Source organism: Pseudomonas alcaligenes, from assembly GCF_041729615.1.
Classification (GTDB): Bacteria; Pseudomonadota; Gammaproteobacteria; order Pseudomonadales; family Pseudomonadaceae; genus Aquipseudomonas; species Aquipseudomonas alcaligenes_B.
In genome coordinates this window covers 3,112,713-3,129,935 of record NZ_CP154874.1, presented here as the reverse complement: position 1 = coordinate 3,129,935, position 17,223 = coordinate 3,112,713, and the positions used below count along the sequence as shown (strand labels likewise).

General features: G+C 66.0%; 22 protein-coding genes. 11 read left to right on the top strand and 11 right to left on the bottom strand.

Going from position 1 to position 17,223, the window contains the following annotated elements:
• Positions 1-10: 10 nt before the first annotated feature.
• The 10 genes from hisC to AAG092_RS15065 all read right to left on the bottom strand — a co-directional run bounded on the left by hisC (position 11) and on the right by AAG092_RS15065 (position 7,888).
• Entirely contained in the window at positions 11-1,066 is a 1,056-nt protein-coding gene (hisC, locus tag AAG092_RS15110) for a histidinol-phosphate transaminase (protein ID WP_373387302.1), read from the bottom strand.
• A 65-nt stretch (positions 1,067-1,131) separates the two neighbouring features.
• Complete coding sequence (gene hisD, locus AAG092_RS15105; protein ID WP_373387301.1) at positions 1,132-2,442, bottom strand: histidinol dehydrogenase; 1,311 nt, start codon at positions 2,440-2,442, stop codon at positions 1,132-1,134.
• Between the two features lie 125 nt (positions 2,443-2,567).
• Positions 2,568-3,203, bottom strand: a complete 636-nt coding sequence (gene hisG, locus AAG092_RS15100; protein ID WP_110683823.1) for an ATP phosphoribosyltransferase — start codon at positions 3,201-3,203, stop codon at positions 2,568-2,570.
• A gap of 12 nt (positions 3,204-3,215) precedes the next feature.
• On the bottom strand, positions 3,216-4,481 hold the full coding sequence (gene murA, locus AAG092_RS15095) for a UDP-N-acetylglucosamine 1-carboxyvinyltransferase (RefSeq protein ID WP_110683822.1): 1,266 nt from the start codon (positions 4,479-4,481) through the stop codon (positions 3,216-3,218).
• A 23-nt stretch (positions 4,482-4,504) separates the two neighbouring features.
• Positions 4,505-4,744 carry a BolA family protein gene (locus AAG092_RS15090; protein WP_110683821.1) on the bottom strand — a complete coding sequence of 80 codons (240 nt, stop codon included), beginning with the start codon at positions 4,742-4,744 and terminating at the stop codon, positions 4,505-4,507.
• A 118-nt stretch (positions 4,745-4,862) separates the two neighbouring features.
• A complete protein-coding gene (locus tag AAG092_RS15085; RefSeq protein WP_286946618.1) occupies positions 4,863-5,171 on the bottom strand; it encodes a lipid asymmetry maintenance protein MlaB in 309 nt (102 codons plus the stop codon).
• Entirely contained in the window at positions 5,168-5,812 is a 645-nt protein-coding gene (locus AAG092_RS15080; protein ID WP_373389603.1) for a phospholipid-binding protein MlaC, read from the bottom strand. The genes AAG092_RS15085 and AAG092_RS15080 overlap by 4 nt, the downstream gene beginning before the upstream one ends.
• A gap of 2 nt (positions 5,813-5,814) precedes the next feature.
• Entirely contained in the window at positions 5,815-6,282 is a 468-nt protein-coding gene (gene mlaD / locus AAG092_RS15075; RefSeq protein ID WP_110683819.1) for an outer membrane lipid asymmetry maintenance protein MlaD, read from the bottom strand.
• Entirely contained in the window at positions 6,282-7,079 is a 798-nt protein-coding gene (mlaE, locus tag AAG092_RS15070; protein WP_373387300.1) for a lipid asymmetry maintenance ABC transporter permease subunit MlaE, read from the bottom strand. Before mlaE ends, mlaD begins: the two co-directional genes overlap by 1 nt.
• Positions 7,079-7,888: an ATP-binding cassette domain-containing protein gene (locus tag AAG092_RS15065; protein WP_110683817.1), complete on the bottom strand. Its 810-nt coding sequence runs from the start codon at positions 7,886-7,888 to the stop codon at positions 7,079-7,081. Before AAG092_RS15065 ends, mlaE begins: the two co-directional genes overlap by 1 nt.
• Positions 7,889-8,137: 249 nt before the next feature.
• Between AAG092_RS15065 and AAG092_RS15060 the strand changes: the two genes are divergently transcribed.
• The 10 genes from AAG092_RS15060 to AAG092_RS15015 all read left to right on the top strand — a co-directional run bounded on the left by AAG092_RS15060 (position 8,138) and on the right by AAG092_RS15015 (position 15,209).
• Complete coding sequence (locus AAG092_RS15060) at positions 8,138-9,112, top strand: KpsF/GutQ family sugar-phosphate isomerase (RefSeq protein ID WP_373387299.1); 975 nt, start codon at positions 8,138-8,140, stop codon at positions 9,110-9,112.
• On the top strand, positions 9,113-9,637 hold the full coding sequence (kdsC, locus tag AAG092_RS15055; protein ID WP_373387298.1) for a 3-deoxy-manno-octulosonate-8-phosphatase KdsC: 525 nt from the start codon (positions 9,113-9,115) through the stop codon (positions 9,635-9,637).
• 9 nt (positions 9,638-9,646) lie between these two features.
• The gene (gene lptC, locus AAG092_RS15050) at positions 9,647-10,213 is read left to right on the top strand and encodes an LPS export ABC transporter periplasmic protein LptC (RefSeq protein WP_373387297.1); all 567 of its coding nucleotides are present in this window, start codon (positions 9,647-9,649) and stop codon (positions 10,211-10,213) included.
• A complete protein-coding gene (gene lptA / locus AAG092_RS15045; protein WP_203788485.1) occupies positions 10,200-10,742 on the top strand; it encodes a lipopolysaccharide transport periplasmic protein LptA in 543 nt (180 codons plus the stop codon). Before lptC ends, lptA begins: the two co-directional genes overlap by 14 nt.
• Entirely contained in the window at positions 10,742-11,467 is a 726-nt protein-coding gene (lptB, locus tag AAG092_RS15040) for an LPS export ABC transporter ATP-binding protein (protein WP_110683813.1), read from the top strand. Before lptA ends, lptB begins: the two co-directional genes overlap by 1 nt.
• A gap of 140 nt (positions 11,468-11,607) precedes the next feature.
• Positions 11,608-13,110, top strand: a complete 1,503-nt coding sequence (locus AAG092_RS15035; RefSeq protein WP_373387296.1) for an RNA polymerase factor sigma-54 — start codon at positions 11,608-11,610, stop codon at positions 13,108-13,110.
• Positions 13,111-13,267: 157 nt separating this feature from the next.
• Positions 13,268-13,576 carry a ribosome hibernation-promoting factor, HPF/YfiA family gene (hpf, locus tag AAG092_RS15030; RefSeq protein WP_110683811.1) on the top strand — a complete coding sequence of 103 codons (309 nt, stop codon included), beginning with the start codon at positions 13,268-13,270 and terminating at the stop codon, positions 13,574-13,576.
• 13 nt (positions 13,577-13,589) lie between these two features.
• Positions 13,590-14,054, top strand: a complete 465-nt coding sequence (gene ptsN / locus AAG092_RS15025; protein ID WP_373387295.1) for a PTS IIA-like nitrogen regulatory protein PtsN — start codon at positions 13,590-13,592, stop codon at positions 14,052-14,054.
• A gap of 16 nt (positions 14,055-14,070) precedes the next feature.
• Positions 14,071-14,928 (top strand): RNase adapter RapZ, encoded by an 858-nt coding sequence (rapZ, locus tag AAG092_RS15020; protein ID WP_373387294.1) that lies wholly within the window; start codon positions 14,071-14,073, stop codon positions 14,926-14,928.
• Positions 14,929-14,936: 8 nt separating this feature from the next.
• Entirely contained in the window at positions 14,937-15,209 is a 273-nt protein-coding gene (locus AAG092_RS15015; protein ID WP_373387293.1) for an HPr family phosphocarrier protein, read from the top strand.
• 54 nt (positions 15,210-15,263) lie between these two features.
• Here AAG092_RS15015 and pmbA read toward each other — a convergent pair whose 3' ends face one another.
• Positions 15,264-16,610, bottom strand: coding sequence for a metalloprotease PmbA (pmbA, locus tag AAG092_RS15010; RefSeq protein ID WP_373387292.1), 1,347 nt, complete (start codon positions 16,608-16,610; stop codon positions 15,264-15,266).
• A gap of 89 nt (positions 16,611-16,699) precedes the next feature.
• On the opposite strand from pmbA, the gene yjgA reads away from it, so the two are divergent.
• Complete coding sequence (gene yjgA, locus AAG092_RS15005) at positions 16,700-17,221, top strand: ribosome biogenesis factor YjgA (RefSeq protein ID WP_110683806.1); 522 nt, start codon at positions 16,700-16,702, stop codon at positions 17,219-17,221.
• Positions 17,222-17,223 lie beyond the last annotated feature (2 nt).

The window sequence follows — 17,223 nt, the reverse complement described above, 5'->3', positions numbered from 1 at the left end:
TTTCATGGGCTCAGACCAGCGGCCCGAGGGCGTCGAGCAACGCCTGGTTCTGCTCGGTGGTGCCGATGGTGATGCGCAGGAACTGGGCGATGCGCGCCTGCTTGAAGTGGCGCACGATCACGCCCTGCTCGCGCAGACCGGCGGCCAGGGTCGCCGCATCCTTCTGCGGGTGGCGGGCGAAGACGAAGTTGGCCGCCGAGGGCAGCACCTCGAAACCCAGGCGCTGCAGGCCGGCGACCACCGCCTCGCGGCTGTCGATCACCTTCTGGCAGGTTGCGCGGAAGTAGTCCTCGTCCTCGAAGGCCGCCGCCGCGCCGGCGATGGCCATGCGGTCCAGCGGGTAGGAGTTGAAGCTGTTCTTGATCCGCTCCAGCGCCTCGATCAGGTCCGGATGACCGACCGCGATGCCGACCCGCAGCCCGGCCAGCGAGCGCGACTTGGACAGGGTCTGGGTCACCAGCAGGTTCGGGTAGCGATCGACCAGCTTGATCGCCGTCTCGCCGCCGAAGTCGACGTAGGCCTCGTCCACCACCACCACGCTGTCCGGGCTGGCCTTGAGCATCTGTTCGATGGCCTCCAGCGCCAGCAGGCAGCCGGTCGGCGCGTTGGGATTGGGAAAGATGATGCCGCCATTGGGCCGCGCGTAGTCCTCGACGCGGATCTGGAACTGCTCGTCCAGCGCCAGCGCCTCGTAGGGGATGCCGTACAGGCCGCAGTAGACCGGGTAGAAGCTGTAGGTCACGTCCGGAAATAGCAGCGGCTTGCCATGCTGGAACAGACCGTGGAAGGCATGCGCCAGCACCTCGTCGGAGCCGTTGCCGACGAATACCTGGGCGCTGCTCACCCCGTAGTAGTCGGCTACCGCCTGCTTGAGGCGATCGCTGTTGGGGTCCGGGTACAGGCGCAGGCTGTCGCCCAGCTCGGCCTGCATGGCGGCGATCGCCTTGGGCGACGGGCCGTATGGGTTCTCGTTGGTGTTGAGCTTGACCAGCTTGGCCAGCTTGGGCTGCTCGCCCGGCACGTAGGGCACCAGGTCCTTGACGAAGGGGCTCCAGAACTTGCTCATCTGCCCTTCTCTCCTCGTAATCGGTTCGATTCTTGAGTGAGGCGCGCACGGCGCGCCTGCGAAATTCAGTTCTTGATGCGGTACTCGGCGCTGCGCGCGTGGGCGGTCAGCGACTCGCCACGGGCCAGCACCGAGGCGACCTTGCCCAGCTCGGAGGCGCCTTCGGCCGAGCAGTGGATGATCGACGAGCGCTTCTGGAAGTCATACACGCCCAGCGGCGAGGAGAAGCGCGCGGTGCCGGAGGTCGGCAGCACGTGGTTGGGGCCGGCGCAGTAGTCGCCCAGGGCCTCGGCCGTATAGCGCCCCATGAAGATGGCGCCGGCGTGGCGGATCTGCGGCAGGTACTGCTCGGGGTTGGCCACCGACAGCTCCAGGTGCTCCGGGGCGATACGGTTGGCCACTTCGATGGCCTGGGCCATGTCGGCGACCTGGATCAGCGCGCCGCGGCCTTCCATGGAGGTGCGGGCGATGGACTCGCGCTCCAGGGTCGGCAGCAGCCGGGCGATGCTCTCGGCCACGCGGTCGAGGAAGGCGGCGTCCGGGCTGACCAGGATGGCCTGGGCGTCCTCGTCGTGCTCGGCCTGGGAGAACAGGTCCATGGCGATCCAGTCCGGATCGGTCTGGCCGTCGCAGACCACCAGGATTTCCGACGGCCCGGCGATCATGTCGATGCCGACCTTGCCGAACACATGGCGCTTGGCGGTGGCCACGTAGATATTGCCGGGCCCGACGATTTTATCGACCGGCGGCACGCTCTCGGTGCCATAGGCCAGCGCGGCCACGGCCTGGGCGCCGCCGATGGTGAACACGCGGTCGACGCCAGCGATGCAGGCGGCGGCGAGGACGATCTCGTTGACCTCGCCACGCGGGGTCGGCACCACCATCACCACTTCCGGCACGCCGGCGACCTTGGCCGGGATGGCGTTCATCAGCACCGACGAGGGGTACGAGGCCTTACCGCCCGGCACGTAGAGGCCGGCGCGGTCCAGCGGGGTGACCTTCTGCCCCAGCACGGTGCCGTCGGCCTCGGTGTAGCTCCAGGAATCCTGCTTCTGCCGCTCGTGGTACAGGCGCACGCGCTCGGCGGCCTTTTCCAGGGCACTGCGCTGCTCGGCGCTGATGCGGGTCAGGGCCAGTTCCAGGCGCGCGCGCGGCAGGATCAGCTCGGCCATGGACTGCGCCTCGACGCCGTCGAAACGCTGGGTGAACTCCACCACGGCGGCGTCGCCGCGCTCGCGCACGGCCTGGATGATGTCCAGCACGCGCTGGTTGACCGCGTCGTCGGACACGCTTTCCCAGCTCAGCAGATGATCCAGGTGCCTGGCGAAGTCCTGGTCAGCGGCATCGAGTCGGCGGATGGCAACGGGAGCGGTCATAGCGGGCCTCATGTTTGGCTATTGCTCAGGCGCCCGTAGAGTACCAGCCGCTCCGCGCGGGCACCTGAGAATTCTGGCTATGACACGGATAGGCAGATGCGGCGTAACACCGCATCGAGGTGGTATCAGCTGCGGTGTCGCGCCTCGACGGCGCCCCGCAGGGTATCGATCAGCGCCTGGATGCGACCGTGCTGCATCTTCATCGAGGCCTTGTTGACGATCAGCCGCGAACTGATGTGGGCGATCAGCTCCTGGGGCTCCAGGCCATTGGCGCGCAGGGTGTTGCCGGTGTCGACCACGTCGATGATCTTGTCGGCCAGGCCGACCAGCGGCGCCAGCTCCATGGAGCCGTACAGCTTGATGATATCGACCTGACGGCCCTGCTCGGCGTAATAGCGCTTGGCTACGTTGACGAACTTGGTGGCCACGCGCAGGCGGCCCTTGGGCTCCGGCGCGCCGACCTTGCCGGCAGTCATCAGCTTGCAGTTGGCGATCTGCAGGTCCAGCGGCTCGTACAGGCCCTGGCCGCCGTACTCCATCAGCACGTCCTTGCCGGCAACGCCGAGGTCGGCGGCGCCATGCTCGACATAGGTCGGCACGTCGGTGGCGCGCACGATCAGCAGCTGCACGTCATCCTGGGTGGTGGGGATGATCAGCTTGCGGCTCTTCTCCGGATTCTCGGTCGGCTCGATGCCGGCTGCGGCGAGCAGCGGCAGGGTGTCGTCGAGGATGCGGCCCTTGGACAGCGCGATGGTCAGCATGCGATGCCCCTACTAGCCCGGCACGCGGCGGATCTTGGCGCCGAGCAGCTGGAGCTTCTCCTCGATGCACTCGTAGCCACGGTCGATGTGGTAGATGCGGTCGATCAGGGTCTCGCCTTCGGCCACCAGCGCGGCAATCACCAGGCTGGCGGAGGCACGCAGGTCGGTGGCCATCACCGGGGCGCCCTTGAGCGCCGGTACGCCGGTGACGATGGCGGTGTTGCCTTCGACCAGGATCTGCGCGCCCATACGGTTCATCTCGTAGACGTGCATGAAGCGGTTCTCGAACACCGTCTCGATGACGGTGCCGGTGCCCTCGGCGATGGCGTTGAGGGAGATGAACTGGGCCTGCATGTCGGTCGGGAAGGCCGGGTACGGCGCGGTGCGCACGTTGACGGCTTTCGGCCGCTTGCCCTTCATGTCCAGCTCGATCCAGTCCGGACCGGTGGTGATCTCGGCGCCGGCCTCCTGCAACTTGGCCAGCACGGCCTCGAGGATGGTCGGGTCGGTGTCCTTCAGCTTGACCCGGCCGCCGGTGGCAGCCGCGGCCACCAGGTAGGTGCCGGTCTCGATGCGGTCGGGCATCACGCTGTAGCGACCACCACCGAGGCGCTCGACGCCGTCGATGACGATGGTATCGGTGCCGGCGCCACTGACCTTGCCGCCCATGGCGTTGATGAAGTTGGCCAGGTCGACCACTTCCGGCTCGCGCGCGGCGTTTTCCAGTACGGTGCGGCCCTTGGCCAGGGCCGCGGCCATCATGATGTTCTCGGTACCGGTCACGCTGACGATATCGAAGAAGAAGTGCGCGCCGCGCAGGCCGCCTTCCGGTGCCTTGGCCTTGATGTAGCCACCTTCGACGTCGATCTTGGCGCCCATCGCCTCGAGACCGCGGATGTGCAGGTCGACCGGGCGCGAACCGATGGCGCAACCGCCGGGCAGCGCAACCTCGGCCTCGCCGAAACGCGCGACCATGGGGCCGAGCACCAGGATCGAGGCGCGCATGGTCTTGACCAACTCGTAGGGCGCGACCAGGGTCTTGATGGTGCTGGCATCCACTTCGACGGAGAGCTTCTCGTCGATGATCGGCTGCACGCCCATGCGGCCGAACAGTTCGATCATGGTGGTGATGTCGTGCAGGTGCGGCAGGTTGCACACGGTGACCGGGGTATCGGCCAGCAGGGTGGCGGCGAGAATCGGCAGGGCCGAGTTCTTCGCGCCGGAAATGCGGATTTCGCCATCGAGGCGCACGCCGCCGGTAATGATCAGTTTGTCCATTCGCAATCTCGCTGCCCGCAGGCTCAGGAACGCTCGGCCCAGGCGGCCTGGCTGAAGAATTTCATGGTCACGGCGTGGATGCTGCCATCGGCGATCCAGGCGTTGAGGTGGGCATAGATCTGTTGCTGGCGCTTGACCGGGCTGAGCGCGGCCAGCTCGTCGCTGATCAGGTTCAGCTGGAAGTTGCAGCCTTCGCCCTCCACCTCGACGCGGGTGTTGGGCAGCTTGGCCTCCAGGAGGTTCTTAACTTCTACGGCCTGCATGCTCAACCTCGATCGGCGCTAATAGGATTCAATGGCGGGCCAGGGCTCGCGGGCCGGCAATCATACAAAAAAGCCCCCCGCCTGCGAAGCCCGGCAGGACGGAGGGCTCGGCGCGGGCTCAGGCCCGGGCTTCGAGCAGCTCGTGCAGGCCGGAGACCTTGGCGATCTCGCGCATGTCCTGCGGCAGCCCGCGCAGGACCAGGCCCTTGCCGGCCGCCCGGGCGTCGCGCATGAAGGCCAGCAGCAGCGACAGGCCGACACTGCTGGACTTCTCCACCCCCGCGCAATCCAGCACCAGGCTGCTGCCGGCAGCGTCCTGGATCAGCTTGCGCCCGGCCTCGCGCAGCGGCGGGCCGCTACGATGGTCGAGCACGCCACTGAGCAGCAGCTCGCCGGCCGGGCCGACCCGAATGGCGCCATCCGTCATTGGCCGCTCGCCTGCTGACCTTCGGCGCTGTCCTTGGCCTTGGCCACCACTTCGGCCCAGCCATCGATGGTCTTGTCCAAGTCATTGCCGTTGCGCTGCATGCTGTCGGCGAACTGGTCGCGGAACAGCTTGCCGACGTTGATGCCGTTGATGATCACGTTGCGCAGCTTCCACTGCCCGTCCAGCTGCACCATGGTGTAGGACACCGGGTAGACGACGCCCTTGTTGTCGGTCACTTCCATGCCGACGCTGGCACGCTCGGCGCCCTCGGTCTTGGCCGGCAGCACGCGGATGCCCTGGTTGTCGTACTCCAGCAGGGCATTGCCGTAGAACTGCATCAGGCTGCGCTTGAAGTTTTCCTCGAAGCGCTTGAGCTGGGCATCGCTGGCACCGCGCGAATATTTCACGGTCATGATGCTGCGCGAGATGCCCTCGCTGTCCACCACCGGACCGAGGATGCGCTCCAGGGTGTCGTAGAAGGACTGCGGGTTCTGCTGGTAGGCAGCCTTGTTGGCCTTGAGGTCACCGAGCAACTGGTCGGTGGTGCTCTTCACCACCTCATGCGCACTGGGCGTGGCGACCGCCAGCAGCGGCAAACTCGCCAGCGCAATCAACAGGCCGCGACGCAGGGTATGGAACAGGCTCATTTGCTTTCCTTGTTTACCGAGTTCATCAGGAACTTGCCGATCAGGTCTTCCAGCACCAGGGCCGACTGGGTGTCGTGGATGGTGCTGCCGTCTGCCAGCAGCTCTTCCTCGCCACCGACGCTGATGCCGATGTACTTCTCGCCCAGCAGGCCGGCGGTGAGGATCGAGGCGGTGGAGTCCAGCGGCAGGTTGTCCACCCGCTTCTCGATCTCCATGGTCACGCGACCGGTGTAGCTGTCACGATCCAGATCGATGGCGGTGACCTTGCCGATCGTCACCCCGGCCATGGTCACCTTGGCCCTGACGGTAAGACCGGCAATATTGTCGAAGTTCGCATACAGCTTGTAAGTATCGCCCGAGCTGGCAGCCGAGAGGCCGCTGACCCGCAGGGCGAGCAGCAGCAGCGCCAGCAGTCCGGCCAGCAGGAACAGGCCGACGCCGATTTCCAGGGAGCGGCTTTGCATCAGAGATCTCCAAACATCAGGGCGGTCAGAATAAAGTCGAGGCCGAGCACGGCCAGGGAGGCATAAACCACGGTCTTGGTGGTGGCGCGACTGATGCCTTCCGAGGTCGGCTCGCAGTCATAGCCCTGGAACACGGCGATCCAGGTCACCACGAAGGCGAAGACGATGCTCTTGATCACGCCGTTGAGCACGTCCTCGCGAAATTCCACGCTGTTCTGCATGTTGGCCCAGAACGAGCCTTCGTACACCCCCAGCCAGTCGACGGCCACCATGGCCCCGCCCCAGATGCCGACCACGCTGAAGATGGCGGCGAGCAGCGGCATGGAGATGAAGCCGGCCCACAGGCGCGGGGCGATGATGTATTTGAGCGGGTCGACACCGATCATTTCCAGGCTGGACAGCTGCTCGGTGGACTTCATGTTGCCGATCTCGGCAGTCAGCGCCGAGCCGGCGCGCCCGGCGAACAGCAGGCCGGTGACCACTGGCCCCAGCTCGCGCAGCAGGGTCAGGGCGACCATCTGCCCCACCGCCTGCTCGGAACCGTAGCTGGTGAGGATGTTGTAGCCCTGCAGGGCCAGCACCATGCCGATGAACAGGCCGGCCACCACGATGATCGGCAGCGACAGCACGCCCACCGAATACAGCTGGCGAATCAGCAGCTGGCCGCCATTGCGCAGGCCGCTGCGGCCGAACAGCGAGCTGAGCAGGAACAGGGTCGAGCGACCCATGGCCTGCACCACGTCGATACCGGCGCGCCCCAGCAGGGCGATGCGTTCGAGAGTGGACTTCCTACGCATCAGCGCGCTCCCAGCAGATCGTCGAGGTAATCCGGCGCCGGATAGTGGAAGGGCACCGGGCCGTCCGGGATGCCCTGCATGAATTGCTGGATGCGCGGATTGTCCGAGTGCATCAGTTCGTCCGGAGTACCCTGGCCCAGTACCTGGCCATCGCCCACCACATAGAGGTAGTCGGCGATGCTGGCGGTCTCGGCCAGGTCGTGGGAGACCACGATGCTGGTGATGCCGAGCGCGTCGTTGAGGAGGCGGATCAGGCGCACCAGCACACCCATGGCGATGGGGTCCTGGCCGACGAACGGTTCGTCGTACATCAGGATCTGCGGATCCAGGGCGATCGCCCGGGCCAGTGCCACGCGGCGCTTCATGCCGCCGGACAGCTCGTCCGGCATCAATTCCACGGCCCCGCGCAGGCCCACGGCCTGCAACTTCATCAGCACGATGTCGCGGATCATCTCGTCGGGCAGACGGGTATGTACGCGCAGCGGAAAGGCCACGTTCTCGAACACGTCGAGATCGGTGAACAGCGCGCCGCTCTGGAACAGCACGCCGAACTGCTTGCGCATGTCGAACAGCTCGCTACGCGACAGGCTCGGCAGGTTCTGCCCGTTGACCCAGACTTCGCCGCCGGACGGCTTGAGCTGGGCGGCGATCAGGCGCAGCAGGGTGGTCTTGCCGCAGCCGGACGGCCCCATGATGCCGGTGACCTTGCCGCGCGGGATGCGAATGTCGACATTATCGAAGATGTTGCGCGCGCCACGCTTGAAGGTCAGCCCCTTCAATTCGACGGCATAGGCATTCTCGGCGCTCATCCAAACTCCTTGTGATGCGGCCCTTCTCCATGGACAGACGCAGGCTCCTGCGGCAGGGGCACTTCGCCCCGCGGTCAGGCCGAACAGGGCGCGGAATATAGCATTGGCGGGGCTTGCAGCCCAAGACACCGTAACCTTTTCACAACAATTGCTCACAACTGGCGTCATCCCCGCACCCACAGAGGTGAGCCCGAGCCGCTTTGTCGTTATACTTCCTCTCTTTTTATGTCGAGCATCGCATCTTTCGCCATGAGCCAGACCAGCGACCTGATCCAGTCCGCACAGCGCACCATTCGCCTCGAAGCCGAAGCCGTGGGGAGCCTGCTGAACCGCATCGACGCCGATTTCCTCCGCGCCTGCGAGATGATTCTGGCCTGCAAGGGCCGCGTGGTGGTGGTGGGCATGGGCAAGTCAGGACATATCGGCAACAAGATCGCCGCCACCCTGGCCAGCACCGGTACCCCGGCGTTCTTCGTCCACCCGGCCGAAGCCAGCCATGGCGACATGGGCATGATCACCAAGGACGACGTGGTGCTGGCCCTGTCCAACTCCGGCTCCACCGCCGAGATCGTCACCCTGCTGCCGCTGATCAAGCGCCTCGGCATCCAGTTGATCAGCATGACCGGCAACCCCGAATCGCCGCTGGCCAAGGCCGCCGAAGTCAACCTGGATGCCCGCGTCGCCCAGGAAGCCTGCCCGCTGAACCTGGCACCGACCTCGTCCACCACCGTATCCCTGGTGCTCGGCGACGCCCTGGCCATCGCCCTGCTGGAGGCGCGCGGCTTCACTGCCGAGGACTTTGCCTTCTCCCACCCGGGTGGCGCCCTCGGCCGACGCCTGCTGCTCAAGGTGGAGAACGTGATGCACGCCGGCGAGCGCCTGCCCCTGGTCAAGCGCGGCACCCCGCTACGCGAGGCGCTGCTGGAGATGACCCGCAAGGGCCTGGGCATGACCGTGATCGTCGAGGCCGACGGCAAGCTGGCCGGCATCTTCACCGACGGCGACCTGCGCCGCACCCTGGACAAGGGCATCGACGTGCGCGAGGCCAGCATCGACCAGGTGATGACCATCCACGGCAAGACCGCCCGCGCCGAGATGCTCGCGGCCGAGGCTCTTAAGATCATGGAGGATCACAAGATCAACGCCCTGACCGTCGTCGACGGCGACGACCGCCCGATCGGCGCCCTCAACATGCACGACCTGCTGCGCGCCGGAGTGATGTAAATGACCACCGACCTGCTGCAACGCGCCAAGGCCATCAAACTGGCCATCTTCGACGTCGACGGCGTACTCACCGACGGCCGCCTGTACTTCCTCACGGACGGCAGTGAATTCAAGACCTTCAACACCCTGGACGGCCACGGCATCAAGATGCTGATCAACTCCGGGGTGCGCACCGCCATCATCAGCGGGCGCAAGACTCCGGTGGTCGAGCGCCGCGCGCAGAACCTGGGCATCCAGCACCTGTACCAGGGCCGCGAGGACAAGCTTGTCGTTCTGAACGAACTGCTCGGCGAACTGGGCCTGGCCTACGACCAGGTCGCCTATCTGGGCGACGACCTGCCCGACCTGCCGGTGATTCGCCGTGTCGGCCTGGGCATGGCCGTGGCCAGCGCCGACGGCTTCGTCCGCCAGCACGCCCACGGCGTGACCCGCGCCCGCGGCGGCGAAGGCGCCGCGCGCGAGTTCTGCGAGCTGATCATGCAAGCCCAGGGCACGCTGGAAGCCGCCCAGGCCGCCTACCTCTAGGACCTTTCCATGAACGGCAAACTGCGCAACTACCTGATCGGCCTGCTGGCCGTCGCCCTGATCGGCGCACTCGGCTACTGGAACATCCGCCCGGAAAGCTTCATGGAACGCCGGGCAGCGGAGACCGACAGCGCCATCGACTTCTACGTGATAGGCGCCAGCACCCAGCAGTTCCAGGATGACGGCAAACTGCACTACGAGATGACCGCCGCCAAGCTCGAGCACATCAGGGCCAGCGACATCACCCTGGTGGACAAGCCCGACCTGCAGCTGTACCGCGGCACCGACTACCCCTGGCACGTGCGCAGCGACAAGGGCGAGGTCGCCCCCGAGGGCAAGCAGGTCGAACTGATCGACAACGTGCGCATCGCCCGCACCGACGCCAAGAACCGCCCCACCGTGATTACCAGCAGCCGGGTCACCGTATTCCCAGACGAGGAATATGCGCAGACCCAGCAAGCCGTTAGAATCGAGGCCGCCAATGGGGTGACCACGGCACAGGGAATGAAAGCGTACATGAACGACGGCAAGATCAACTTGCTGTCCAACGTAAGAGGCCAGCATGAGGTTCGTTAAAACCTTCCCCCTACTGCTCAGCCTGGGCGCCGCGCTCGGAAGCGCCAGCGCCTGGGCCCTGCCCAGTGACCGCGAGCAACCGATCCGGGTACAGGCGGACAGCGCAGAACTGGACGACAAACAAGGCGTGGCGGTGTACCGCGGCGGCGTGGTGATCACCCAGGGCACCCTGAAGATCACCGGCGACACCGTGACCATCACCCAGGATGCCAACGGCGAGATCGAAGTCTTCACCTCGGTGGGCAAACCCGCCTACTACGAGCAGAAGCCCGCCGAGGACAAGGAAATCGTCAAGGCCTACGGCCTGACCATCCAGTACTACGCGACCAACGAGCGCATCGTGCTGATCGACCAGGCCAAGGTGATCCAGCAGGGCAACGTCTTCGAAGGCGAGAAGATCGTCTATGACACCCAGCGCCAGATCGTCAACGCCGGCCGCGCCACGGGCAGCAACGTCTCGGTGCCGCGCCCGCGCATCGACATGATCCTGCAACCACGCAAGAAGAACGGCGAGCAGGGGCAACAGTAATGGCGACCCTCAAAGCCCAGCACCTGGCCAAAGCCTACAAGGGCCGCCAGGTGGTCCGCGACGTCAGCCTGTCCATCGACAGCGGCCAGATCGTCGGCCTGCTCGGCCCCAACGGCGCCGGCAAGACCACCTGCTTCTACATGATCGTCGGTCTGGTCCAGGCCGATCAGGGACGCGTGCTGATCGACAACCTCGACCTCAGCCATCAACCGATGCACGGCCGCGCCCGCTCCGGTATCGGCTACCTGCCACAGGAAGCCTCGATCTTCCGCAAGCTCTCCGTGGCCGACAACATCATGGCCATCCTCGAGACCCGCAAGGACCTCGATCGTGCCGCCCGCGAGAAGGCCCTGGAATCGCTGCTGCAGGAATTCCACATCAGCCATATCCGCGACAGCCTGGGCATGAGCCTGTCCGGCGGCGAACGACGCCGGGTGGAGATCGCCCGCGCCCTGGCCACCGAGCCCAAGTTCATCCTGCTCGACGAACCCTTCGCCGGCGTCGACCCGATCTCGGTCGGTGACATCAAGCAGATCATCCACCACCTCAAGGCCAAGGGCATCGGCGTACTGATCACCGATCACAACGTGCGCGAGACCCTGGACATCTGCGAGACCGCCTACATCGTCAACGACGGCCAGCTGATCGCCGAAGGCGACGCCGACACCATCCTGGCCAACCAGCTGGTCAAGGAAGTCTATCTGGGCCACGAGTTCCGCCTCTGAGCGCGACCGAGTGCGGGGCTTGCACAAAGGGCTAGAATCATTCAAGGTCAGGCATATAATTTGCTTCCTAGGGCGGCCCGCCGCCCTGCAGTGGATGGCGCCGCGCGCCGGCAAGTGAACAAGGTACCCAGCCCCACACCATGAAACCGTCGCTAGTCCTCAAGATGGGCCAGCAGCTGACGATGACTCCGCAGCTGCAACAGGCCATCCGACTCCTCCAGCTCTCCACCCTGGATCTGCAGCAGGAAATCCAGGAAGCCCTGGAATCCAACCCCATGCTGGAGCGCCAGGAAGACGGCGAGGATTTCGACAACTCCGACCCCATGGCCGACGGCGCCGAGCAGAACACCCAGGCGCAGCAGGACAGCTCCAGCTTCCAGGACAGCACCGTCGCGGTGAACAACACCGAGGGTGGCGAGGACGGCGAGTGGCACGACCGCATCCCCAGCGAGCTGCCGGTCGATACCGCCTGGGAAGACGTCTACCAGACCAGCGCCAGCAGCCTGCCCTCCAGCGATGACGACGAGTGGGACTTCACCACCCGCACCTCGGCCGGCGAGAGCCTGCAGAGCCACCTGCTGTGGCAGCTCAACCTGGTGCCGATGTCCGACACCGACAAGCTGATCGGCGTCACCATCATCGACTGCATCAACGACCAGGGTTACCTGGAGGAATCCATCGACGAAATCGTCGAGTCCTTCGACCCGCAGCTGGACATCGAGGCCGACGAAGTCGAGGCCGTGCTGCACCGCATCCAGCACTTCGAGCCCGCCGGCGTCGGCGCACGTGACCTGCGCGAATGCCTGCTCCTGCAACTGCGCCAGCTACCCGCCGACACGCCCTGGCTGGCCGAGGCGCAGCGCCTGGCCAGCGAGCATCTGGATGTGCTCGGCGGCCGCGACTACAGCCAGCTGATGCGCCGCATGAAGCTGAAAGAGGACGAACTGCGCCAGGTCATCGAGCTGATCCAGAGCCTCAACCCGCGCCCCGGCTCGCAGATCGAGGCCAGCGAGCCCGAGTACGTGGTGCCCGACGTCATCGTGCGCAAGCACAACGAGCGCTGGCTGGTGGAGCTGAACCAGGAGGCAGTGCCGCGCCTGCGCGTCAACCCGCAGTATGCCGGCTTCGTCAAACGCGCCGACTCCAGCGCCGACAACACCTTCATGCGCAACCAGCTGCAGGAGGCGCGCTGGTTCATCAAGAGCCTGCAGAGCCGCAACGAGACGCTGATGAAGGTGGCGACGCAGATCGTCGAGCACCAGCGCGGCTTCCTCGAATACGGCGACGAGGCCATGAAGCCGCTGGTCCTGCACGACATCGCCGAGGCGGTGGGCATGCACGAGTCGACCATCTCGCGGGTCACCACGCAGAAATTCATGCACACCCCGCGCGGCATCTACGAGCTGAAATACTTCTTCTCCAGCCACGTCAGCACCTCCGAGGGCGGCGAATGCTCGTCCACCGCGATCCGCGCCATCATCAAGAAACTGGTGGCCGCGGAAAACGCGAAAAAGCCGTTGAGCGACAGCAAGATCGCTGGTTTACTGGAAGCACAGGGCATTCAGGTAGCCCGCCGCACCGTCGCCAAGTACCGCGAGTCCCTCGGCATCGCGCCGTCCAGCGAACGCAAGCGACTGATGTAAGCGGCCCTGAGCGGAAGGCTTCTGCACCACCGTACCGAGCGCCGGATACCCTGCACGGGGGAACTACGGCCCGCAGTGCACCAGCCCTCCCAGCCAACGTGTTACGGCGGCAGGCCCGATAGCCTGTCTCTTACACCAGGCAACAAGGAGAAGCGGTATGCAAGTCAACATCAGTGGACATCAACTGGATGTGACCGACGCCCTGCGCGACTATGTCGGTGAGAAGCTCAGCCGACTGGAGCGCCATTTCGACAAGATCACCAATGTGCAGGTGACCATGGAGGTCGAGAAGCTCAAGCAGAAGATCGAAGCGACCCTGCACATCGCCGGCGGCGAGGTGGTCGCCAACGCCGAACACGAAGACATGTATGCCGCCATCGACCTGCTGGCCGACAAACTCGACCGCCAACTGATCAAACACAAGGAAAAGCAGCTGGGCCGCCTGCAAGGCGCCACGGCTCGCTGACATACCCTCCCTCATGATCCGACTCGAAACCATCCTGACTTCCGGCCGTTCCCTGGTGAACGTGCCGGGGGGCAGCAAGAAACGCGTACTCGAACAGATTGCCAACCTGGTGGCCCGTGATCTCCCCGATCTGGACGGCCAGGACATCTTCGAAAACCTGATCGCCCGCGAGAAGCTCGGCTCCACCGGCTTCGGCAACGGCATCGCCATTCCACACTGCCGCCTGCCGGGCTGCCAGGCGCCGATCAGTGCCGTGCTGCACCTGGATGCGGCGGTAGACTTCGACGCCATCGACGGCGCCCCGGTCGACCTGCTGTTCGTCCTGCTGGTGCCGGAAGCGGCCACCGACGAGCACCTGGAGCTGCTGCGCCAGATCGCCAGCATGCTCGACCGCACGGAAGTGCGCGAGCGCCTGCGCCGGGCGCAGAGCAGCGAGGAGCTGTATCAGGTCGTGGTCGACGTACAGAACGGCCGCTAGCACCGAGGACTGAGCCATGCGCCTGATCATCGTCAGCGGTCGTTCCGGCTCGGGCAAGAGCACTGCCCTCGACGTGCTGGAAGACAACGGCTTCTACTGCATCGACAACCTGCCGGCCAGCCTGCTGCCGGACCTGGCCGAGCGCGCCCTGCTGCAGACCGAGCTGCTGCACCCGCAGGTGGCCGTGTCGGTGGACGCGCGCAACCTGCCCAGCCAGCTGCAGCGCTTCCCCGAGCTGCTGAGCGAGGTACGGGCCCGGCATATCCAGTGCGACGTGCTGTTCCTCGACGCCGACGAGGAGACCCTGCTCAAGCGCTTCTCCGAGACCCGCCGGCGTCACCCGCTGACCAACGAGACCCGCGCCCTGGCCGAGGCCATCCGCGACGAGGCCACGCTGCTGGCGCCGATCGTCGACCTGGCCGACCTGAAGATCGACACCACCCATCTCAATCTCTACCAGCTGCGCGACACCCTCAAGCTGCGCCTGCTCAACCAGCCGGAACCGGGTACCGCCTTCCTAGTCGAGTCCTTCGGTTTCAAGCGCGGCATGCCGGTGGATGCCGACCTGGTGTTCGACGTGCGCTGCCTGCCCAACCCCTACTGGAAGCCGGACCTGCGCGAGATGTCCGGCCTGGATGCGCCGGTGGCCGAATATCTGGCCGCGCAGCCGGACGTGGAGGAGATGTACCAGGACATCCAGGCCTACCTGCACAAGTGGTTGCCGCGCTTCGCCGCCAGCAACCGCTCCTACGTGACCATCGCCATCGGCTGCACCGGCGGCCACCACCGCTCGGTATACCTGGCCAACCGCCTGGGCCAGGCCCTGAAACCCACGCTGAAGAACGTCCAGGTCCGCCACCGCGACCTCGGCTAAGGACCGCAATGCCCACCCGCGAGATCACCATCATCAACAAGCTCGGCCTGCATGCGCGCGCCGCCGCCAAGTTCGTCGGCGTGGCCAGCGGCTTCCCCTGCCAGGTGCGCATCGGTCGTTCGCCGGACAGCCTGGTGGACGGCAAGAGCATCATGGCGGTGATGATGCTGGCCGCCGGCAAGGGCACCAACCTGCACCTGGCCAGCGAGGGCGAGCGGCAGGAGGAGGCGCTGGAGGCGCTGATCGAACTGATCAACAACAGATTCGACGAGGGCGAGTAATCGCCGGCGCATGAAAAAGGGGCCCGCAGGCCCCTTTTTGTTTGCTAACCAGATTCAGCTACCGGCCACCGTCATGCGCTCGATCAGCACCGAGCCGGTGCGGACGTTGCCGCGCAGCTCCAGGTCGCTACCCACCGCGACGATCTGGCGGAACATGTCGCGCAGGTTGCCGGCGATGGTGACTTCCTGCACTGGGAACTGGATCTCGCCGTTCTCCACCCAGAAACCGGCGGCGCCGCGCGAGTAGTCGCCGGTGACCAGGTTCAGCCCCTGCCCCATCAGCTCGGTGACCAGCAGGCCACGGCCCATGCGGCGGATCAGCGCCTGCTGGTCCTCGGAACCATGGCTGACGAACAGGTTGTGCACGCCACCGGCGTTGGCCGTGCTGGGCAGGCCCAGCTTGCGCCCGGAGTAGGTGCCGAGGATGTAGGACACCAGCTCGCCACCGGCGACGAAGGACTTGGCATAGGTGGCCAGGCCGTCGCCATCGAAGGCCGCGCTGCCCATGGCACGCGGGATGTGCGGACGCTCGTCGAGGCTGAGCCACTCGGGAAACAGGCGCTGGCCCAGAGCGCCTTCGAGGAAGGAGGAGTGGCGGTACAGGTTGCCGCCGGAGATGGCGGCGAGGAAGTGGCCGAACAGCCCGGTGGCCAGCTCGGCGGCGAACAACACCGGCACCTCGCAGGTCGGCACCGGGCGCGCACCGAGGCGCGCCACGCTGCGCTCGGCGGCCTTGCGACCGATCGTCAGCGGGTCGGCCAGCAGCTCGCCCTGGCGGTTGACGTCGTACCAGTAGTCGCGCTGCATCTGCCCCCCGTCTTCGGCGATCATCACGCAGCTCAGGCTATGGCGGGTGCTGGCGTAGCCACCGAGGAAGCCGTGGCTGTTGCCGTAGACCCGGCAGCCCTGGTGGGTGCTGAGGGTGGTGCCGTCGGCGTTCTTGATCCGCGCATCGCTGGCGAAGGCTGCCGCCTCGCAGCCCAGGGCCAGTTCCACCGCGCGCTCCGGGGCGATCTGCCAGGGGTGGTAGAGGTCCAGCTCGGGCAGCTCGCGGGCCATCAGCGCGGCATCGGCGAGGCCGGCGCAGTCGTCCTCGGAGGCGTGCCTGGCGATGGCCAGGGCCGCCGCCACCGTCTCGCGGATCGCCGTCTCGCCGCTGGCCGAGGTGCTGGCCGAACCCTTGCGCTGGCCGACGTAGAGGGTGATGCCGAAGCCCTGATCGCGGTTGAACTCGACCGTCTCCACCTCACCCTGGCGCACCGTGGTGGACAACCCCTGCTCCATCGACACCGCCACCTCGCAGGCGCTGGCGCCCTGGCGGCGCGCTTCGCCGAGGATCTGCTCGACCTGCTCCTGCAGGGCCGGCAAGGCCTGCGGACCCACTGTTTGTGCTGAACTCATGCTGCACTCCAACGACGGGCGGCCGGTCCGCTGCGGACAGGCCCTCCCTGACTGGTTATCATGACGGCGTTTCCATCCGGACCGCCCCCATGGCTGATTCTTACGACGAAGACTTCTCCGGCGAGAAGAGCAAGACCCAGATCAAGCGCGAGCTGCATGCCCTGCAGGATCTCGGTGCGCGCCTGACCACCCTCAAGCCCGAGCTGATCGCCAAGCTGCCGCTGACCGACAATCTGCGCAAGGCGCTGGCCGAGGCGCCGAAGCACACGGCCAATGCCGCCAAGAAGCGCCATATCCAGTTCATCGGCAAGCTCATGCGCGACCAGGACATCGAGGCGATCACCGCGCTGATCGACCAGGTCGACAGCTCCACCCGCGAGTACAACGAGCGCTTCCACGCCCTCGAGCGCTGGCGCGACCGCCTGATCGCCGGTGACGACAGCACCCTGGAGAGCTTCGTCGCCGACTATCCCGAGACCGACCGCCAGCACCTGCGCAGCCTGATCCGCCATGCCCAGCATGAAGCGGCCCACAACAAGCCGCCTGCCGCCGCGCGCAAAGTCTTCAAATACATCCGCGACCTGGACGAGGTCCAGCGCGGTCTGCGTTAACT

Coding starts and splice junctions, on each gene's coding strand:
- hisC (WP_373387302.1), bottom strand. CDS start 1,066: ATGAGCAAGTTCTGGAGCCCCTTCGTCAAGGACCTGGTGCCCTACGTG.
- hisD (WP_373387301.1), bottom strand. CDS start 2,442: ATGACCGCTCCCGTTGCCATCCGCCGACTCGATGCCGCTGACCAGGAC.
- hisG (WP_110683823.1), bottom strand. CDS start 3,203: ATGCTGACCATCGCGCTGTCCAAGGGCCGCATCCTCGACGACACCCTG.
- murA (WP_110683822.1), bottom strand. CDS start 4,481: ATGGACAAACTGATCATTACCGGCGGCGTGCGCCTCGATGGCGAAATC.
- AAG092_RS15090 (WP_110683821.1), bottom strand. CDS start 4,744: ATGCAGGCCGTAGAAGTTAAGAACCTCCTGGAGGCCAAGCTGCCCAAC.
- AAG092_RS15085 (WP_286946618.1), bottom strand. CDS start 5,171: ATGACGGATGGCGCCATTCGGGTCGGCCCGGCCGGCGAGCTGCTGCTC.
- mlaD (WP_110683819.1), bottom strand. CDS start 6,282: ATGCAAAGCCGCTCCCTGGAAATCGGCGTCGGCCTGTTCCTGCTGGCC.
- mlaE (WP_373387300.1), bottom strand. CDS start 7,079: ATGCGTAGGAAGTCCACTCTCGAACGCATCGCCCTGCTGGGGCGCGCC.
- AAG092_RS15065 (WP_110683817.1), bottom strand. CDS start 7,888: ATGAGCGCCGAGAATGCCTATGCCGTCGAATTGAAGGGGCTGACCTTC.
- AAG092_RS15060 (WP_373387299.1), top strand. CDS start 8,138: ATGAGCCAGACCAGCGACCTGATCCAGTCCGCACAGCGCACCATTCGC.
- kdsC (WP_373387298.1), top strand. CDS start 9,113: ATGACCACCGACCTGCTGCAACGCGCCAAGGCCATCAAACTGGCCATC.
- lptC (WP_373387297.1), top strand. CDS start 9,647: ATGAACGGCAAACTGCGCAACTACCTGATCGGCCTGCTGGCCGTCGCC.
- lptA (WP_203788485.1), top strand. CDS start 10,200: ATGAGGTTCGTTAAAACCTTCCCCCTACTGCTCAGCCTGGGCGCCGCG.
- lptB (WP_110683813.1), top strand. CDS start 10,742: ATGGCGACCCTCAAAGCCCAGCACCTGGCCAAAGCCTACAAGGGCCGC.
- AAG092_RS15035 (WP_373387296.1), top strand. CDS start 11,608: ATGAAACCGTCGCTAGTCCTCAAGATGGGCCAGCAGCTGACGATGACT.
- hpf (WP_110683811.1), top strand. CDS start 13,268: ATGCAAGTCAACATCAGTGGACATCAACTGGATGTGACCGACGCCCTG.
- ptsN (WP_373387295.1), top strand. CDS start 13,590: ATGATCCGACTCGAAACCATCCTGACTTCCGGCCGTTCCCTGGTGAAC.
- rapZ (WP_373387294.1), top strand. CDS start 14,071: ATGCGCCTGATCATCGTCAGCGGTCGTTCCGGCTCGGGCAAGAGCACT.
- AAG092_RS15015 (WP_373387293.1), top strand. CDS start 14,937: ATGCCCACCCGCGAGATCACCATCATCAACAAGCTCGGCCTGCATGCG.
- pmbA (WP_373387292.1), bottom strand. CDS start 16,610: ATGAGTTCAGCACAAACAGTGGGTCCGCAGGCCTTGCCGGCCCTGCAG.
- yjgA (WP_110683806.1), top strand. CDS start 16,700: ATGGCTGATTCTTACGACGAAGACTTCTCCGGCGAGAAGAGCAAGACC.